19 protein-coding genes are annotated in these 17668 nt (G+C 68.1%); 7 read left to right on the forward strand and 12 right to left on the reverse strand.

The features are described from left to right. Nucleotides 1-137 precede the first annotated feature (137 nt). Together ACZ6DL_RS04670 and ACZ6DL_RS04675 are read left to right on the forward strand one after the other, a co-directional pair. Nucleotides 138-719 (forward strand): TetR/AcrR family transcriptional regulator, encoded by a 582-nt coding sequence (locus tag ACZ6DL_RS04670; protein ID WP_466048977.1) that lies wholly within the window; start codon nucleotides 138-140, stop codon nucleotides 717-719. Beyond that, a complete protein-coding gene (locus ACZ6DL_RS04675; protein ID WP_466048979.1) occupies nucleotides 716-1939 on the forward strand; it encodes an NADH:flavin oxidoreductase in 1224 nt (407 codons plus the stop codon). The genes ACZ6DL_RS04670 and ACZ6DL_RS04675 overlap by 4 nt, the downstream gene beginning before the upstream one ends. Before the next feature lie 93 nt (nucleotides 1940-2032). On the opposite strand, the gene ACZ6DL_RS04680 is transcribed toward ACZ6DL_RS04675, so the two are convergent. Continuing rightward, nucleotides 2033-2203 (reverse strand): hypothetical protein, encoded by a 171-nt coding sequence (locus ACZ6DL_RS04680; protein WP_466048980.1) that lies wholly within the window; start codon nucleotides 2201-2203, stop codon nucleotides 2033-2035. Nucleotides 2204-2521: 318 nt separating this feature from the next. Between ACZ6DL_RS04680 and mbp1 the strand changes: the two genes are divergently transcribed. Next, entirely contained in the window at nucleotides 2522-2767 is a 246-nt protein-coding gene (mbp1, locus tag ACZ6DL_RS04685; RefSeq protein ID WP_063052300.1) for a microaggregate-binding protein 1, read from the forward strand. A gap of 153 nt (nucleotides 2768-2920) precedes the next feature. Here mbp1 and ACZ6DL_RS04690 read toward each other — a convergent pair whose 3' ends face one another. Together ACZ6DL_RS04690 and ACZ6DL_RS04695 are read right to left on the reverse strand one after the other, a co-directional pair. Continuing rightward, nucleotides 2921-3148 carry a hypothetical protein gene (locus ACZ6DL_RS04690; protein WP_466048982.1) on the reverse strand — a complete coding sequence of 76 codons (228 nt, stop codon included), beginning with the start codon at nucleotides 3146-3148 and terminating at the stop codon, nucleotides 2921-2923. Nucleotides 3149-3413: 265 nt separating this feature from the next. Continuing rightward, complete coding sequence (locus ACZ6DL_RS04695; protein ID WP_466048983.1) at nucleotides 3414-4634, reverse strand: acyl-CoA dehydrogenase family protein; 1221 nt, start codon at nucleotides 4632-4634, stop codon at nucleotides 3414-3416. Nucleotides 4635-4791: 157 nt separating this feature from the next. Here ACZ6DL_RS04695 and ACZ6DL_RS04700 point away from each other — a divergent pair, with 157 nt between their 5' ends. Beyond that, nucleotides 4792-5676 carry a TetR family transcriptional regulator gene (locus tag ACZ6DL_RS04700; protein ID WP_466048985.1) on the forward strand — a complete coding sequence of 295 codons (885 nt, stop codon included), beginning with the start codon at nucleotides 4792-4794 and terminating at the stop codon, nucleotides 5674-5676. Between the two features lie 111 nt (nucleotides 5677-5787). Further along, a complete protein-coding gene (locus ACZ6DL_RS04705) occupies nucleotides 5788-6735 on the forward strand; it encodes an alpha/beta fold hydrolase (protein WP_466048986.1) in 948 nt (315 codons plus the stop codon). Nucleotides 6736-6742: 7 nt separating this feature from the next. Here ACZ6DL_RS04705 and ACZ6DL_RS04710 read toward each other — a convergent pair whose 3' ends face one another. Next, entirely contained in the window at nucleotides 6743-8275 is a 1533-nt protein-coding gene (locus ACZ6DL_RS04710; RefSeq protein ID WP_466048988.1) for an acyl-CoA synthetase, read from the reverse strand. 442 nt (nucleotides 8276-8717) lie between these two features. Here ACZ6DL_RS04710 and ACZ6DL_RS04715 point away from each other — a divergent pair, with 442 nt between their 5' ends. Next, nucleotides 8718-9656: a DUF1206 domain-containing protein gene (locus ACZ6DL_RS04715; protein WP_466048990.1), complete on the forward strand. Its 939-nt coding sequence runs from the start codon at nucleotides 8718-8720 to the stop codon at nucleotides 9654-9656. A 28-nt stretch (nucleotides 9657-9684) separates the two neighbouring features. Here the strand turns inward: ACZ6DL_RS04715 and ACZ6DL_RS04720 are convergent, their stop codons facing one another. From ACZ6DL_RS04720 to ACZ6DL_RS04745, 6 genes are all read right to left on the reverse strand, one after another. Beyond that, nucleotides 9685-10167, reverse strand: coding sequence for a DUF7161 family protein (locus ACZ6DL_RS04720; protein ID WP_466048991.1), 483 nt, complete (start codon nucleotides 10165-10167; stop codon nucleotides 9685-9687). A gap of 26 nt (nucleotides 10168-10193) precedes the next feature. Beyond that, on the reverse strand, nucleotides 10194-10409 hold the full coding sequence (locus ACZ6DL_RS04725; protein WP_466048993.1) for a hypothetical protein: 216 nt from the start codon (nucleotides 10407-10409) through the stop codon (nucleotides 10194-10196). A 306-nt stretch (nucleotides 10410-10715) separates the two neighbouring features. Further along, nucleotides 10716-12458, reverse strand: a complete 1743-nt coding sequence (locus ACZ6DL_RS04730; RefSeq protein WP_466048994.1) for an FAD-dependent oxidoreductase — start codon at nucleotides 12456-12458, stop codon at nucleotides 10716-10718. Nucleotides 12459-12508: 50 nt separating this feature from the next. Further along, complete coding sequence (locus tag ACZ6DL_RS04735; protein WP_466048995.1) at nucleotides 12509-13966, reverse strand: flavin-containing monooxygenase; 1458 nt, start codon at nucleotides 13964-13966, stop codon at nucleotides 12509-12511. 99 nt (nucleotides 13967-14065) lie between these two features. Then, nucleotides 14066-15106, reverse strand: a complete 1041-nt coding sequence (locus ACZ6DL_RS04740) for an NAD(P)-dependent alcohol dehydrogenase (protein ID WP_396978884.1) — start codon at nucleotides 15104-15106, stop codon at nucleotides 14066-14068. A 23-nt stretch (nucleotides 15107-15129) separates the two neighbouring features. Beyond that, nucleotides 15130-15486, reverse strand: a complete 357-nt coding sequence (locus tag ACZ6DL_RS04745; RefSeq protein ID WP_466048997.1) for a hypothetical protein — start codon at nucleotides 15484-15486, stop codon at nucleotides 15130-15132. Between the two features lie 331 nt (nucleotides 15487-15817). Between ACZ6DL_RS04745 and ACZ6DL_RS04750 the strand changes: the two genes are divergently transcribed. Then, nucleotides 15818-16207 (forward strand): RICIN domain-containing protein, encoded by a 390-nt coding sequence (locus ACZ6DL_RS04750; RefSeq protein WP_466048999.1) that lies wholly within the window; start codon nucleotides 15818-15820, stop codon nucleotides 16205-16207. A gap of 29 nt (nucleotides 16208-16236) precedes the next feature. On the opposite strand, the gene ACZ6DL_RS04755 is transcribed toward ACZ6DL_RS04750, so the two are convergent. Continuing rightward, nucleotides 16237-17151 carry an SGNH/GDSL hydrolase family protein gene (locus tag ACZ6DL_RS04755; RefSeq protein ID WP_466049001.1) on the reverse strand — a complete coding sequence of 305 codons (915 nt, stop codon included), beginning with the start codon at nucleotides 17149-17151 and terminating at the stop codon, nucleotides 16237-16239. Then, nucleotides 17148-17564: a nuclear transport factor 2 family protein gene (locus ACZ6DL_RS04760; protein WP_466049566.1), complete on the reverse strand. Its 417-nt coding sequence runs from the start codon at nucleotides 17562-17564 to the stop codon at nucleotides 17148-17150. Before ACZ6DL_RS04760 ends, ACZ6DL_RS04755 begins: the two co-directional genes overlap by 4 nt. Nucleotides 17565-17668: the final 104 nt, after the last annotated feature.

The raw sequence follows: 17668 nt of genomic DNA on the forward strand, positions 1-17668 counted from the left end.
AATGTCCTCGCCATCGACGGTGGCCGAACCGGCCGAGGGCGATGAGAGACCGATCGAGTCGGCCGCGCGACAAGTCCGATCAAACAATGTTTCAATCAGTGATTGAATCGGCGATGGGGACGTGCTTGACTCAGCGCATGCCGAAACAGGTCTCCGAGGCCGCGACCACCCGTGATCGCCTGCTGACAGCCGCCGAACGACTGCTGCTGGAGGGCCGCTACGACGAGGTGTCGGTTCGCGGGATCTGTGCGCAGGCCGGGGCCAACCCGGCGGCGGTGCACTACCACTTCGGTTCGAAGGACGCCCTCGTCGCCGCGTTGCTCGAGGAGCGGCTGGGGCCGGTGTGGGAGGACCGGTTGGCCGCTGTGACCAGCGGGCGCGGGTCGATCGCCGAGGTGGTCGATGCGGTGATCGGGCCGTTCGTCGCGTTGGCCGCCGATCCCGTGGGGCGGTTGCACCTGAGATTGCTGGCGCAATTCGTCCTCGGCAGGCAGGTGACCGAATGGCGGCAGCCATGGTTCCGGATCGATGCGTGGGTCAGCCTGTTGCCCGGTGTGAGCGAGCGTGAGAGCCGCCGCCGATGGATGTTGGCGTTCGACCTGCTCATCATGCGATTCGGCAGTGCGGAGCACCAGGAGATGTCGCGGGAGGCGGTGGCCACCCTCCGGGAATTCGTGGTGGCCGGATTGACCGCGCCGACAGGAGAGAAACAACGATGAACGACGTATTCGCACCGGCCCGGCTCGGACCGATCGCCCTGCGCAATCGGGTGATCAAGGCCGCGACCTTCGAAGGCCGCACTCCGGACGCTCTGGTGACCGATGAATTGATCGAGTTCCATCGCGAGGTCGCCGCCGGGGGCGTCGGGATGACGACGGTGGCGTATTGCGCTGTCGCTCCCGGTGGCCGGACCGACCGGCACCAGATCTGGATGCGTCCGGACGCGGTGCCGGGATTGCGGAGGCTCACCGAAGCCGTCCACGGTGCAGGCGCCGCGGTGAGTGCGCAGATCGGCCATGCGGGTCCGGTGGCCAACGCGGCGTCCAACCGGGCTCCGGCGCTGGCGCCGAGCCGGATGCTCAGCCCCCTCTCGATGCGCATGATGCGCAGTCCCGACGAGAACGGGATCCGTGAACTCGTGGCCGCTCATGCCGGCGCGGCGAAGCTGGCCGAAGCGTCCGGCTTCGATGCGGTGGAGATTCACTTCGGGCACAACTACCTGGTCAGCTCGTTCCTGAGCCCCAAGCTGAACCGCCGCACCGATCGTTACGGCGGAAGCTTGGCCAACCGGGCGCGGTTGGCGCGCGAGATCGCCGCCGCGGTACGGCAAGCGGTGGGCGGCCGGCTCGCGGTGACGGCGAAGCTGAATATGGAAGACGGAGTGCGGGGCGGGCTCACCGTGCCGGAGTCGGTGCAGGTCGCCGCGTGGCTGGAAGCCGACGGCACCCTGGACGCGCTGGAGCTGACGGCGGGCAGCTCGCTACTGAACCCGATGCTGCTGTTTCACGGTGCCGCCCCGCGGCGGTCGTTCGGCGATGTTCTCCCGGTGCCCGCGCGCTGGGGTTTCCGGATGGTCGGCAAGGCGTTCTTGAAGGAGTACCCGTACCAGGAGGCGTATCTGCTCGAGCGGGCGCGGCACTTCCGGCGAGAATTGACCATGCCCCTGGTTCTGCTCGGCGGCATCACGAATCTGGACACCATGCGGCTCGCGATGGCGGAAGGCTTCGAGTTCGTCGCCATGGGCCGTGCTCTGCTCCGGGAACCGAACCTGTTGCAGCGCATCCGATCGGACGCGACGACCCGGTCGGCCTGCGTGCACTGCAACGAGTGCATGCCCACGATCTACACGTGCACGCGCTGCGTGTTCCGTCCCGACCAGCCGCGGGAACCCGTCGAGCTGACGATGTCGGGCATCGGCGGCACCGAAGCACAGGTGTAGCGGTCAGCGGTCGATCCACACGGCGTCGGGCGGGCGGCGCGCGCTCCCGGCGGCCAGGGTGACGACGCGGCGCTTCTCGGTTCCGATGTTGTTTCAGAGCCCGGCGGTCATGGCGGCGGCTGATCCGTCCGGACCGGGCGCTGTCAGCGCGGCGACCAGCATCGCCGTCATCGCGATGTCCATGGCCAGGTGCGGGAACACCGTGACGACGAAGGCGTGACGCGCCGGCGCGGCCGCGCCCGGCGGGCGGAGCACGGCGACCACCACGACCACCGCGTCGAGCAGGAACAGACCGGCGAGAAGCCAGCCGATAGAAGCCGGTTCCGCTGCTCGGGCAGGCCTGGCTCGACGGCAGCTACTGGTTCCCGCTGCCGATTCCGGAGTACAACGACCGCGAACAGCGGCTCACGATGACCCGGTATCGGCAGGGCCCGAGCGAGACCACCCCGCTTCGCTGATGCCGCCCGCCCGCGACCAGGCACGACACGCGCGGCGCCGGTCTTTCTCGGCGAAGACGGTTCGAGGCCGGTCTCCCGGGTATGCGCGAGATGTCAGCTTGTTCCGATATTCCAGGAGGTTGTTGTGGCTGAACATGGAAGCGGTGCTCGTGAAGGCGTCGAAGGCGTCGTCGAAGATGTCAAGGGCAAGGTGAAGGAAGCGGCCGGTACCGTCACCGGTCACGAGGATCTGAAGGACGAGGGCCGCGCGCAGCAGGACAAGGCGGCCTCGCAGCGCGAGGCGGCAGGCAAGGAAGCCGCCGCCGAGAAGGCCAGGGCCGAGGCGGACGTCGACGAGGCTCGCCAGTCCGCGCATCAGCACGGACGGTAATCACCCGTCGGTTCGTCCGACCGCAGACACACCCCGCCGCCGTCAGCCGAGCTGGCGGCGGCGGGGTGTTCGCGGGTGGGTTGGTCATCGAGTCGGCATGCCGCACCGAGGGCGAAAATCGCGCCGGCTCGCGTTCGTGACCGAGCAGCGCTGTCAGGCGTATGGCTCGACGGTGCGCACGTACGCGAGGCCGCCGGCTCGCTCGGCTGTTTCCGGCGCCGCCGCGATGACTACCCGGTTGGCGCCGCCGTCTTCGATGATTTCGGCGCCGGCCTTCTTCAGCCAGTCGAAGAACGCCGACCGGATCGCCATGAGCGTCGCGTCGTCGCCGGGTTCTCCCGCATTCAGCGAGATGAGGTATCGGCGGTCTTGCGCTGGCATACGGCTCTCCGTTCGAACATCCCGAGACGTGGTCGGATCGGTGCGTTCGCCGCTCGTGGTGGCGAGGAACTCCGTTTCGGCGGAACCATGAAGTCCGCATGTTACGCGGTGAGCTGTGGCTGTGATGGCGCGCGCCGCCGAGCGGACCGGCTGATGCTCCGAAACGTATCCGGTCTGGCGTGGGGCTGAAAGACAGTGGATCCGCCTGCCATCCGCATCGGCGGCCGACGGGCGGACTTCGGGCCTCGTCCGGCGGCTCTGCGGATCAGTGCGAAGTGCTGGACCCGTCGGCCGCGGCCCGCCGGGCGGCACCGACGGCCCGCTTGGCGATAGCCCATCGGTGCACCTCGGAGGGCCCGTCGTAGATGCGGAAAGGCCGCACCTCGCGGGACAGGCGCGCCAGCGGCAGGTCGTCGGAGACGCCGAGACCGCCACACAATTGGATGCTCCGGTCGACGATGCGGAAGATCGCCTCGGCGGCGAACGTCTTCGCTATCGAGGTGGCGTTGCCCGCGTGCTCACCGCTGTCGAGTTCCCAGCAGGCGCGCACCAGCAGCGCGCGGGTGGCGGCGATGTCGATCTCGTTGTCGGCGATCATCTGTTGCGCCAGGCCGAGATCGCCGATGCGCGCACCGAAGCCTTCGCGCTGAGCGACGCGCGCGACGGCGATGTCGTGACCGCGCCGCGCCGCGCCGAGCCACCGCATCACGTGCGTCATGCGAGCGGGACCCAGTCGCACCTGGGCGTATTCGAAGCCGCGGTCGACAGCGCCGAGCACCGCTTCGTCGGGAACGAACATGTCCTCGAAGAAGACCTCGCAGTGGCCGCCGATCATGGCCCGGTCGAGCGTGGTGATATGCCTGCCCACACGCAGGCCGGGTGTGTCGGCAGGGACCAGGAACATGGTGGCCCCGCCGCGCTGGCCCGGTTCGCCGGAGGTGCGGGCCATCACGATGAAGAAGCCCGCGCCATCCGCGCCGGTGATGAAGTACTTGTGGCCGTTGATTCGCCAGCCGCTGTCGGCGCGGACGGCCCGGGTGGCCAGGGCCGCCGGATCGGAGCCCGCGCCGGGTGCGGGCTCCGTCATCGCGAAGGCGGAGCGCACCGCCCCGCGGGCGAGCGGCTCGAGGTAGCGCGACTTCTGCTCCGGGTCGGCGATGTGGGCGAGCATGTGCACATTGCCCTCGTCCGGCGCCGCGATGTTGAGCGCGGTCGGACCGAACAGCGAGTAGCCCGCTTCTTCGAACACCGGGGCGCGATCCGACATCGACAGCCCGTGACCGCCGTACTCGACGGGCGCGTGCGGCGCGAAGACGCCGGCTCGGCGCGCCTGCTCGTTCAGCGTGCCGCGCAGCTCGTCACCACCGGCGGCGGTGATGTCGCCGTGGTGTTCGTCCTCGATCGGCAGCACCGTCTCCCGCACGAACGCGCGGGTGCGTTCGGTCAGCGCCCGTACTTCGTCGGAATAGGTCAGATCGATCGGCATCGCGCATTCCTCCTCGACATCCGGAGCCTCGTCATCGGACCGAACGATCGCTCCATCTGAACACTGTCTCACTGGGTGCGATCGGTGTCAAAGTGCCCTGGTTAAGTGTTATCAGCGAGGGAGTGGTCAAAGATTTGGTTCAGTTATTCTGAACACCATGGAAGATGAGGGAACGTCGCCACACGAGGCGATCCGTCGTGCGCGCCGCGCCGCCGGCTTGTCGCTGCGCGAAGTGGCCCGCAGGCTCGAGGTGAGTCCCGCGACGCTCAGCGCCATGGAGACGGGAAAGACCGGAATCTCGGTTGCACGCCTGACCCGGTTGGCCGACGTGCTCGGTGTGCCGGTCACGCATCTGCTCGGTAACATGGCCTCCGTGTCCCGGCCGAGCTGCGACCGGACCGACACCGAGCCGGGGGCACACGGCGGCTGGCGGGACTTCGCTCCGCTGGACGTCGACCCGGTGCTGGCCGCCGCCCTCGCCTCGTTCGTCGAGATCGGCTATCACGGCACGACCGTGCGGGCTCTGGCCCGGCGGGCTGGCACCAGCGTTCCCGGCCTCTACCACCACTACCGCGACAAGCACGAGCTACTGGTGCGCATCCTCGACCTGACCATGGACGAACTGCACTGGCGCGTGCGCGCCGCCCGCGCGGAGGGCCGCGACAGCGTGCACCGGGTGCGCCTGATCGTCGAAGCCTTGGCCCTGTTCCACACCCACCGCCGCGACCTCGGGTTCATCGGCGCCAGCGAGATGCGCAGTCTGTCTCCGGGCGAACGCGTGCGTATCGCCCGTTCCCGCCGTGACATCCAGGCCATCCTGGACGACGCGATCACCGAGGCCCATGGCGAGGGCCGCATCGCCACTCCCGATATCCGGGCGGCGGGTCGAGCCATCGCCACCATGTGCACCGCCATCCCGCAGTGGTTTCGCGAGTCCGGCCCGGCGACGCCGGAGGAAGTGGCCGCACGGTACGGCGATTTCGCCCTGGGCGTGCTCGGGATCCATCCTGCGAACCAGCCGCATCGCTCCCGCCTCACCTAGGTGGCGATCGACACACCCTCGGGGACCGGACACCACCACTCGGGGGCCTGATGCCGGCGGCTGGGACGGCGGACAGTAAGACGTGTCACCGCCGGCGAACCGGAGCATCCCATGTCGATCCCCAGCACAATCCCCACCGCGGCGGAGCGGCGTGCCACGGTCCGGACCGAAGACGGCGTGGCCCTCGCGGTTCGCGAATACGGTCCGCGTGACGCGGATCTCACCGTCGTGTTGCTGCACGGACATTGCCTGCGCACCGAGTCCTGGACCTACGTTCGCGACGCCCTGCTGCGCAGGAACCCCGGCACGCGGGTCGTCTGCTACGACCACCGCGGTCACGGCGAGTCCGCCTCGGCGCCCCGGCAGACCTACAACCTCGAGCAGCTCGGCCGCGACCTGCGGGTGGTTCTCGATGCCGTGGCCCCCACCGGACCGGTCGTCCTCGTCGGTCACTCGATGGGCGGCATGACCGCGCTGACCTACGCCCGCCGCAACCCGCACGAGATCGGCACCCGCATCGTCGGCGTCGCGCTCCTCGCGACTGCTGCCGACGGGCTCGCCGACGCGGGCTTCGGCCGGCTGCTGCGCAACCCGGTCGTCTCCGTCTTCCAGGCGGCCGTCCGCCGTGCCCCGCGCCTGATGCACCACGCGAAGCTCGCGGCCTGCAAGCTCTTCGCCCCGATCATCCGCACCGCGGAATTCGGTGATGGCGAGGTGAGTTCTCGGGTGCTCACCCTGGCCAACGCGATGCGCAACGAGACACCGATCGTCACGATGGCGAGCTTCTTGAGCGACTTCATGGTCTACGACCGAACCGACGCGCTCCCGGTTCTCTCCCGTATCCCCACGTTGGTGCTGTGCGGCGCCGCCGACCTGATGACGCCGCCGTCGCATTCCGTCGCGATGGCCGCCGCCGTCGAGTACTCGGACTTCGTGATGATCGATGGCGCGGGTCACTCCGTGATCCTGGAGCAGCCCGGCCAGGTGGCCGAGGCCGTCGCACGCCTGATGGCCCGGGCCGGTGAGGTCGGCGCCGCCGACCTCACCTACGCCGCCTGAGCGACACTCACACGTACCGCCGGCGGAGTTTGCCCTTGACCAGCTTCCCTGTGGGGGTCCGGGGCAGGTCGTCGGCGAAATCGAAACTCTTCGGCACCTTGTAGTGGGCGATGCGCTCGCGCAGGTAGTCGCGCAGCTCTGCGGCGAGTTCCGGGCCCGGTTCGACGCCCGGCGCCGGCTGGACGACCGCCTTGACGGATTCGCCCATCTCCTCGTCGGGCACGCCGATCACCGCCACGTCGAGTACCCGGGGGTGCAGGGCGAGCGCGTCCTCGACCTCCTGCGGGTAGATGTTCACGCCACCGGAGATGATCATGAAGGCCTTGCGGTCGGTGAGGAACAGATAGCCCTCCTCGTCCACGTAGCCGATATCGCCGGTGGTGGTCCAGGTCGGGTGTTCGGGGTGGACCGCCTCCGCCGTCTTGGCGGGGTCGTTGTGATAGGCGAAGGGGATCTCGTCGCGTTCGAAATAGACGGTGCCGATCTCACCGGTGGGCAGTTCCGCGCCGTCGTCGCCGCACACCCGGATCGTCCCCAGACCGGCCCTGCCGACCGAGCCCGGCTTGCGCAACCACTGCTCGCTGTCGATGAAGGTGGCGCCGTTGGCCTCGGTCGAGGCGTAGTACTCGTGCAGGATCGGGCCCCACCAATCGATCATCGCCCGCTTCACGTCGACCGGACACGGTGCCGCCGCATGCACGGCGACCCGCAGGCTGGACACGTCGTAGCGGGCGCGGACCGCCTCGTCGAGCTTCAGCATCCGGACGAACATGGTCGGCACCCACTGGCTGTGCGTCACGCGGTAGCGCTCGATGGCGGCCAGCGCCTGCTCGGCGTCGAATTTCTCCATGATCACCAAAGTTCCGCCGAGCGCGTGGACCACGCCACCGAAGCGCAGCGGCGCGGCGTGATAGAGGGGGGCGGGGGAGAGGTAGACCGTCTCGGTGTCGAATCCGTAGAGCGGGCCGAAGATCGCGGTATAGGTGTCGCCGGGCGCATCGCCGACCTGCCGGTCCGGCAGGGGCTGCTTGATTCCCTTGGGCCGTCCGGTGGTACCCGAGGAATACAGCATGTCCGCGCCGCGCGGCTGGTCCGGCAGGGGTTCGGGCGAGGCCGCCGCCCGGGCGTCCTCATAGGACTTGTACCCCTGCACCGGGCCGCCGAAGGCGAGGCGGATATCGACCGAGGGGGTCTGCGCCACGATCTGCTCGGCGGCGTCGGCGAGACCAGCCGACACGATCAGCGCCCTGGCTCCGCAGTCGTTGACGATGTAGCTGATCTCGCTCGGCGACAGATGCCGGTTGACGGCGGTGATGTAAAGCCCGGTTCGCAATGCCGCCCAGTAGACCTCGTAGACTTTCGGGTCGTTCCCGGACAGCAGCGCGACATGATCACCTTTGCGCAACCCCGCGTCGTACAGGTGGCGGGCCAGCCGGACCGAGTTCTCCTCGAGTTCCCGATAGGTCAGCACTTCACCGCTCTCGGCGCGGACAACAGCCGGTTTGTCAGGGAATCGGTCGACGTGTGCGCCGGGGTACATGCGGCTCCTCAGTAGAACGGAGCGGTCGGTGCCCGACCGCCCGGCCTGCGCGGGCTCCCCGGATCCTCGGCCGCGCCGGCATCCCCGGTGTCCCGCAGAGCGGTTGCTCTGCCACCGTACGATAGCTGAAAGTAAACGGTGGTTCTGGTTTATTCGGCACAATTCCAGGCGTGCGCTCCGGGGTGGGGCGGCGGTAGCGCCGGAAAGGTCGGGACATGTCGAGCGGATGGACCGGTCGATTTCGGGCCGGAGAGGCGATGAGGAGATCGGCTGCGCTGGGACGCACCGCCTTTCGCGATCCGTCGACGCCGTGCAGGATTATCTGCCTGTCCCGAAGTGACCGCCCAGTCCTGAGCGGCGCTACGGTTTCACGCTTTTCGACGATGTTCGTCCGGTTATTCCACCCGAAGTGGGCAATACGGTCCATGGAGAGGTGAGAATCATGAGCTTGTTCCGAAGTGCTGACAGATATCGACGGCGCCGCACCCGCAGCGGGGGGTACGGCCGGTGGCGCAGCGGTTACGGAAGCGGCTGGCGCAGCCGGTACGGCGGCCGCCGGTGGCGTGACAGCAGGGGTCCGCGCAGGCACGCGGGCTCCGGGGGATTGGCGGGGGCCGCGCGTTTCGGCTTCATCGCCCGCGGAATCGCCTACATCGTCATCGGTATTCTCGCCTTCATGCTGGCGGTCGGCATGGCGCAACATGAGCCGACCGCGGGCGGGGCGCTCGCCGCGCTCGCCGGTAAACCGTTGGGATATCTCCTGCTGTGGATTCTTGCCCTCGGATTCGCCGCCCTGGCCGCGTGGCGGCTGGCGCAGGCTGCCGGCGCGCCCGCGGGGAGCCCGAGCGGACTTCGCCTGCGCGCGCTGGCCATCGGGCTGGTCTACGCCATAGCGTTCTTCGTCATCCTGCGGTTCGTCGTGGACGGCCGGACGCCGCAGCCCGGTGAGGCCGTCGCACGCGACGTGACCGCCCGGATCCTGGCCTGGGACGGTGGGCAAGTGGTCGTCCTGTTGATCGGCTTGGTCATCCTCGCCTTGGGCGTCCTGACCACCCTGCGCGGGCTTCGTCTGGCTTTCGTAGACGACCTGCGGATGGGCTGGATGACCCAGTCGTCCCGTGAAAGCGTGATCTGGCTGGGCCGGTTCGGCTATCTGGCACGGGGATTGATCGTCATGGGGATCGGGCTCGCCGCGGTGGTGGCAGCCGCGAACTACGAGCCGGCGAACGTCAAAGGCGTCGATGCGGTACTGCACGATTTCGCCGGCAGTACCCTCGGTCCTTGGCTGCTCATCCTGGTATCCCTCGGCTTGATGGCGTTCGGGGTCCTGTCGTTCCTGCAAGCGAAATACCGGCGGACCTACGGAGGGGTTCCGGTGTGAATCGGGCGAAAGTAGGCGGCGTCGTCGCCTACCGCCGCTCGGCTTCGATCTCCGAGGCAAGGGCGGATCGCTCGGCCTGTTGCCGAGCGAAGAGTTCAGCGCTGAAGGCAGTCCACGCGTCCTCTTGCTCCGGAGTCGGTTGTGCTGCGTGCACTTCGGATTCGACATCGGGGTGGGCGTCGAGGAACCGGGCGAACAGCGAACCCATCTCCCGGCTGTGCCTGCGATCGAGCTCGATTCGTCGCGGATCCATGCGCGGCCGGTCGTCGCAGAGCGCCAATTGGTCGTACACGACCAAGGCGACGCGGGTGGGGTCATCCTGGGGGTGCACGCGCAAGGTGTGATGGGGGTTCGGCTGGTCATCGATGATCACCACGGTGTCGGTACCGGAGGGAAGGTCCGCGGGCCAATCGATCTCGTCGGTGGCCTCCTCGACGAGCAACCGGGCGAGCCTTCCGCGCAGGCCAGTCTGGTTGTAGCGCAGTGGCGTAGGACCCCGATCTTCGCTCATGTGATGATCGCTCCCGATTCTGATGGCTACCGGTCGCTGCTCGCGGCGGCAGGGTAGGGGTCGGTGATCTCGCGCAGGCGATTCAGCGCTTGCCGCAGCTGCCGCATTCCCTGGGCGCCCAGATGCGCCGCCCATTCCCGCTCGACGCGTTCGGCCACCGAATTGGCGAAACCGGCCGCTCGCCCGCCGCGTTCGGTCAGGCACACGTCCTGATGGACAGCGTGGTCCCACGGGCAGGACATCGCCATCCCGCTCGGACGTACTCTCGACCTTCCCCCGCCGGCCGCCGCTATGGCTATCGCCCACGCGGTCACTCTCGGCAGGCCGGTGTTCGATCGCCGGCGGTTGCGCGGGATCCGCCTGCGCGCCACCGATATCGACTGGTCGTACGGCACCGGGCCCGAAGTCCACGGTCCGGTCACGGCATTGCTGTTGGCGGTCACAGGACGTATCGCGCGGCTGCGCGACCTGGCCGGTGCGGGTCTGGCGCGGTTGACCGAACGCCTCATCAGCGCCTTACCCGGATCACCCGTCCACGATTTCGGTGCTCAGCCGCGTTGGTCGCCGGCCGGTTCGGACCGGACGACCGGCCCTTTGATCTCGACGATCGGCAGCCGTAGCGCGGCAGGCGCATCGGCCGGGACCACCGGATTGCGGGGCGGCACCGGGGCGATGCGCCGGTAGGGCGCGCCGAGCTGCGGACGGGCATCCGGCTCACCCTTGTTCGGCCACAGAGCGGCGGCCCGTTCGGCCTGCGCGGTGATGGTGAGCGAAGGGTTCACACCGAGGTTGGCCGAGATGGTCGAGCCATCGATGACGTGCAGCCCCGAATATCCGTGCATCCGATGGTACGGATCCACGACGCCGGTCTCGGGGGAGTCTCCGATGACGCAACCGCCGATGAAATGCCCGGTCATCGGGATGTCGAACAGGGCGCTCCAGCCGGCGCCCGCGATGCCGTCGATCTTGTCGGCGACCCGGTGGGCCACCTCGTGCCCGGCCGGGAGCCAGGTCGGATTCGGTTCGCCCACACCCTGTCTGGTGGTCATCTTGCGACCGAACAGACCGCGTTTGGTGTAGGTGGTGATGGAGTTGTCGACCGATTGCATCACCAGCAGCCCGATCATCTGTTCCGACCAGCCGCGCGGGTTCTGCAGGTGCAGAGCGTCGCGGCCGAGCTTGCGCATCGTCCGCGCCCACAGGCGCAGCTTCGGGGTGTGCCCGTCCGGATCGATCATGGCGGTGCCGATCAGGCCGATGGCGTTGCTGCCCTTGCCGTAGCGCACCGGCTCGATGTGGGTGTCGTCGTCGGGGTGGATCGAGGAGGTGATCGCCACCCCTTTGGTGAAGTCGGAGTCCTTGCGGCGGCTGCGCACCGAGAGCAGTTCCTCGGAATTGGTGCGCGAGAGCTCGCCCAGGCGCGGGGAGATGTCCGGCAGCGAACCGCGGTCGCGCAGCCGGTGCAACAGTTTCTGAGTGCCCAGGGCGGCTGCGGCGAAGACGACTTGCTCGGCGGTGAACTTGCGGCGCGCCTTACGGACCCAGCGTCCGGTGCGGACAGTGGCGATTTCGTAGCCGCCGCCGGGCAGTGGACGCACATCGGTCACCGTGGTGAGCGCGTGTACCGTCGCCCCGGCCTGCTCGGCGAGATAGAGGTAGTTCTTGACCAAGGTGTTCTTGGCGTTGTGGCGGCAGCCGGTCATGCATTCGCCGCAGTGCGTGCAGGTGCTGCGGGCGGGGCCGACGCCGCCGAAGTACGGGTCGGGCACATCCTGACCGGGCCGTACGCCGTTGCCGCCGAACAGGACGCCGACCGGCGTGCTGCGGTAGGTCGAGCCGACGCCCATCTCCTCGGCGATCTCGGCCAGCACGCGGTCCGACGGCGTTGTCGCCGGGTTGGCCGTGACGCCCAGCATCCGCTTGGCCTGGTCGTAGTGCGGAGCGAGCTCGTCCTTCCAGTCGGTGATGTGCGCCCACTGGCGGTCCTGGTAGAACTTGTCCGGCGGCTCGTAGAGCGTGTTCGCGTAGACCAGCGAGCCACCGCCGACGCCCGCGCCCGCCATGATGAAGGTGTCCTTCAGCAGCGTCAGCCGCTGGATGCCGAAGCAACCGAGTCCAGGGGCCCACAGGTACTTGCGCGCGTCCCAGGAGGTTTCGGCGAACTCGTCGTCGGCGAAGCGCCTTCCCGCCTCGAGCACGCCGACCCGGTAACCCTTCTCGGTCAGTCGCAGTGCGGTCACGCTGCCGCCGAAGCCGGAACCGACGACCACCACGTCGTAGTCGAACGTCATCTGATCTCCACCAGTTGTCGAAGTTGTTGCCGCGGAAGGGGCGGGCCGGGTCAAGCGACTTTCCTCGTTTCGAAGTCCGCGGCGTCGAGCTTGCGAGTGCGCCACCGGTAGCTGGTGACGGTGCCCGGCCAGTTGTTGGTGATCCGCCCGGCCGCGTTGCGATACCAACTCGAGCAGAAGTTCCACGGCGTGCGGTCGAGACGCTGCTGCAGCAGGCGATCGAAGCGGGCTTCGACTTCGGGACGCACCTCGAGCACGTGGCCGGGGCGTTCGGCGAGACCTTGGACGGCCTGGCGGATGTAGCGGGCCTGCGATTCGATCATGTAGACGATCGAGCCGACACCGAGGTTGGTGTTCGGACCGTAGATCAGGAACAAGTTCGGATAACCGGGCATCGTGATGCCCTGATACGCCCGAGCGCCCTGCGACCACTCGTCGGCCAGCTTGCGCCCGCCCCGGCCCGAGATCCGCATGGGCCAGAGGAATTCGGTGCCCTTGAACCCGGTGCCGTAGATGACGGCGTCCACCTCGTGCAGCGCACCGTCGGCGGTGCGCACGCCCTCCGGGGTGATCTCGGTGATCGCGGTGGTCTCCACCGTCACGTTGGGCCGGGTGAGCGCGGGCAGGTAGTCGTTGGAGAACAGCGCCCGCTTGCAGCCGGCCGGATAGTCCGGGGTCAGCTCGGCCCGCAGACCCGGGTCCGCCACCTGACGCCGCAGATGCCGCAGGCCGATCCGCGTCACCAGCTTGCGGATGACCGGCACGTCGACGATGCCCAGGGAGAGGAACTCGCAGAACAGCCAGAACGCGAAGCGCTCGGTGAGGCGGGTGACCGGCAGCAGCCGGAAGGCGCGATGATGCCACGCTTTGTACTCGATGTCCGGCTTCGGCATGATCCACGCCGCCGAGCGCTGGAACAGCGTCAGATGCGCTACCGAGGGCGCGATCGCGGGCACGAACTGCACCGCGCTGGCGCCCGTGCCGATCACCGCCACCCGCTTGCCGGTCAGGTCGGCCTCGTGATCCCATTCGGCGGAATGGAAGGCCGTGCCGCGGAAGCTCTCCACACCGGGAATGTTCGGCAGCGCGGGCCGCGAGAGCTGCCCGACCGCGGAGATCAGCACATCGCAGGTCAGCTGGGCGCCGTCGGCGGTGCGCACGGTCCACCGGCCCGTGGCGTCGTCGAACTCGGCCTCGGTGACCTCGCTGCGGAAGCGGATCTTGGGCAGCAGGTCGTGATCGCGGGCGATGCCGCGCAGATAGGCGAGGATGTCGGGCTGCTGGGAGAATCGCTTCGGCCAGTCGGTGCGCGGCGCGTAGGAATAGGAATACAGCGGCGAGGGGATGTCGCAGCCCGCGCCCGGGTAGGTGTTCTCTCGCCAGACGCCGCCGACGTCCTCGGCCCGCTCCAGGATCGTGAAATCGTGCAGGCCCGCACGCCGCAGTTCCATCGCCATGCCGAGCCCGCCGAATCCGGTGCCGATGATGACGATCGAAGGTGTGCTCATGGCGACAACGCTATGACCTCGACAAAGACCTAGGCCAAACACCTGAGGTCAGAAAATCCACACTTTCGGCCACATCGTCGGCTGGCCCCGCCCTTCGGCTCATCCGTTGGGCAGGATCACCGCGCGCCCGGTGATCTTTCCCTCGTGCAACCGCTGGTAGGCCAGCGGCGCCTCGTCCATGGCGAAGGTCTCGACATGCACCTCGACCGCACCCGCTCGGGCGAGGTCGAGCACTTCGCGCAGTTCACCGCGACTGCCCCAGTACGGCGCCGTCACGCTGACCTCGAACGGCAACACCCCGAAACCGACCGCGACGGTCCCGCCCGCGATGCCGACGATCGTCACGTCACCTTCCATCGCGACGCACGCGGCGGCGGTGGCCGTCGTCGTCGTGGCGCCGACGAAGTCGAACACCGCGGTGGCGCCACGGCCATCGGTGAGTTCCCGGACCCGGTCGGCGGCCCGCTCGTCGGAGGCCACCGCCTCGTGGGCGCCGACGGATCGCGCGAGCTCGAGTTTGTCCGCGCTGACGTCCATCGCGATCACCCGGGCGGGGCTCATCACCCGCAGCAGTTGAATCGCGACGTGGCCCAGCCCGCCCGCGCCGATGACCACCGCCGTGGAGCCCGGCACGAGTTTCGGCAGCGACCGCTTGATGGCGTGATACGGCGTCAAGCCGGCATCGGTCAGCGGCACAGTCCGCACGGGGTCGAGCCCGTCGAGCGGCTCCAGATGGCGAGCGGCATCCACGAGCAGGTACTCGGCGATGGCGCCCGGAGCGCCCAATCCCGGCGGGAAGATGCCCAGTTCGGCCGCACGCAAACAGTAGTTCTCCTTGCCGGTCGCGCACGGCGGGCACATCCCGCAGCCCCACGGCCCGTAGACGGCGACCGAATCACCCACCGCCAAGCCGGTGACCCCGTCGCCGAGGGCGGCGACCGTTCCGGCGCCCTCGTGGCCCAGCGTCAGCGGCAACCGGTACGGGAACTCGCTCTCCGGCCAGGACATCACGGCGATATCGGAGTGGCACACTCCCGCCGCCGAGACCTTCAGCAGCACCTGCCCGGGACCGGGCTCCGGGTCGGGCACGGTGACCAGCTCGGGCGCGGACCCGATGGTCCGGTACTGCAGGGCCTTCATCGTGATACCTCCGTGGCCGTCACCTACAGGAAGGAACTCACGTTGTTCACCTGGTTCGATTGCGTGTAGCCGCTCTGCACGTACTCGCAGCTGAACCCGCCGGAACTGTCCCAGGTGATGGGCGTCGACTCGGTGCCGACGTTCGTTATCCAGAGGATGCAGATCTCGTGCCCGGCCTCGTATTCCGAGCTGGTCTGGCCGGGAGCGAGAATGAACAGCGATTTGGGCTTTTCCCATTCTTGCCGGAAGACCGAGACATACATATCCGTGTCGTTGTACAGCTTGTACCAGCCGGGCGAGCTTCGCTCGGCAGGCGCCCCCTCGGTCAGCGATGACAGAGGTACGGTCTTTCGCTTGGCGTCCATGCCGGTTCCGGTCATCGGTCGTCTCCCTTCGGATCGTGCACGCGGAGTCCGAGAAATCGGCGCGAACGTCGGTGGATGGCAGTGATTCTCGCGCCGCTTCGCAGCATATGAACGCGCAACGGGGGCTTCCCTCACCTTTTTCGGATGAAATAGCGCGCGATTTCGGATCGAGTGGCGGGAGACGACGGCGATCAGGTCACGGCTGATGGAATTCGCTCCGGCGTGGCGCCGATTCTGCTGTACTAGCTCCCGGCGATTCGCCTCGGACGACGACTACGAGATCAGCGCAGCGTCACCGGCGGTGTCGAGCTCGGTAGCGGTGCGCTCACACAGTGAGGACGAGACCATGGCTGAGAAGACTGCCACCACATATCAAATCATCAACTATGAAACCGGCCAAGCACTCGCGGTCGACGGCGGCGCGGAGAGTGTGACCATGCGACAGCGTGCCGCCGACGACGAGGCCCAACTGTGGACGTGCCCGGCCAATCCCGAAGAGGGCGACTTCGACATCGTCAACAAGAAAACCGGCGGGCATCTCGCGGCGAATCGTGCGAATGGGCGGTTGCTGTGCACCGACGAGCATTGGGGCTGGGATATGCCCGAGTTCCCCGAGATATCCCCGATCGCCACCAGTGACGACGAATTCGTCATCGGCGTCATCCAGAACAATCAACCGCAGTTGCTGATCAATCGAGAAAGCGAACGGGAGAAGTGGATATTCAGAAAAGTATGACCGGCGCGGTTTCGCCGCGCCGATCGCGGCTATTCCATCGAGTTCCGGTGGTCGAGAACCGGGCGTAACCGGGGGCGTTTGGCGGTGCGGCCGTCACCGGAGGACCGTCCGGTGACCCGGCGCCGTAGCCATGGGCCGAGAAAGGTCGCCGCCCAGCGCAGTTCGTACGCGGTAGCGGAGACCGGGCCTCGTGCCACCAGTGGTGGCCGCACGGGGCTGGTCCAGCCGTCGTCGGCGCCGGGCAGCCGCAGCGCGTGCGCCAGAGCGTCGGCAATGCGCTGATGCCCGAGCGGACTGTCGTGCAGCCGGTCGGGGCTCCACAGACGGGGATCGGTGACCACGGCGTGCCGCGCCGTTTCGGCGACGACGACGCCGTGGCTCGCGGCCGAGTCGCGGATGCGCAGGTTGAGCGCGGTGACGCGGTTGCTGAACGGCCGGGCGAGGGGGGTGATGCGCGCGATGTCGGGGAAGGTCACCGTGGCCACGACCGCGCCCTGCGCGGTGAGCGCGGCGAACATGGCGTCCAGGTGGCCTGCGACCTCGTCGGCGTCGAATCCCGGTCGCAGGAGGTCGTTGACACCGGCGATGACGGTGGCGAGGTCCGGTCGCAGGGCGAGTGCGGCATCGAGTTGTTCGGCGTGCACCTGCCGGGCGAGTTTGCCGCGGACCGCGAGATTGGCGTAGTGCAAATCGGGATTGTCCTGGGCGAGCCGTTCGGCGAGGCGGTCGGCCAAGCCGCGCACTCCGATCCGGTCGTCGCCGTCGCCGTCGCCGTCGCCGTCGCCGTCGCCGTCGCCGACGCCTTCGGTCTGGCTGTCGCCGAGAGCGACATACCGCGAGTAACCGCCGCGGGTCGCAGGTGTGCGATCGCAGGTACGCTGCAACGCCGCGGCGGTCGGCTCGGCACTGCCCGCGCCGGCCACCACGGCGTCGTAGTCGCTCATGCTCCGCTCGCCTCACCCTCGAGCTGTGCGATGGCTTCGGCCTTGATGCGTTCGAATTGCTCGCCCATCCGCGCGGCCAGGGCCTGTGCGGCCGAAAGCGGGCGCACCATGACGGTGAAGTCGTCGATCTTGCCGTCATCGTCGAAATGCAGGAAGTCGCAGCCGGTCAGCTGCTTCCCGTCGACGGTGGCCTCGAAGACGAACGCGTGATCGCGGCCGTCGGCATCGGCGATCTCGCGTACGTAGCGGAAGTCTTCGAAGACCCGGATCACCGCGCGCAGGATCGCGGCGGTGATGGCCTTGCCCGGATAGGGCTTGAACGCCACCGGACTGGTGAACACGACGTCGTCGGCCAGCAGTGCCTCGATGGCGGCCTCGTCGCGGGCCTCCACGGCTGCCCGGAAGGGATGCATGTGCACCTCTCATACTCAAGAAGTTGAATAGGTGTACTGAACAGTAGTTGCGGCTCACGCAGGATGTCCAGGGGTCGGAGGACAACTAATTGATTATTCGTATC

This window comes from Nocardia sp. NPDC041819, assembly GCF_055590505.1.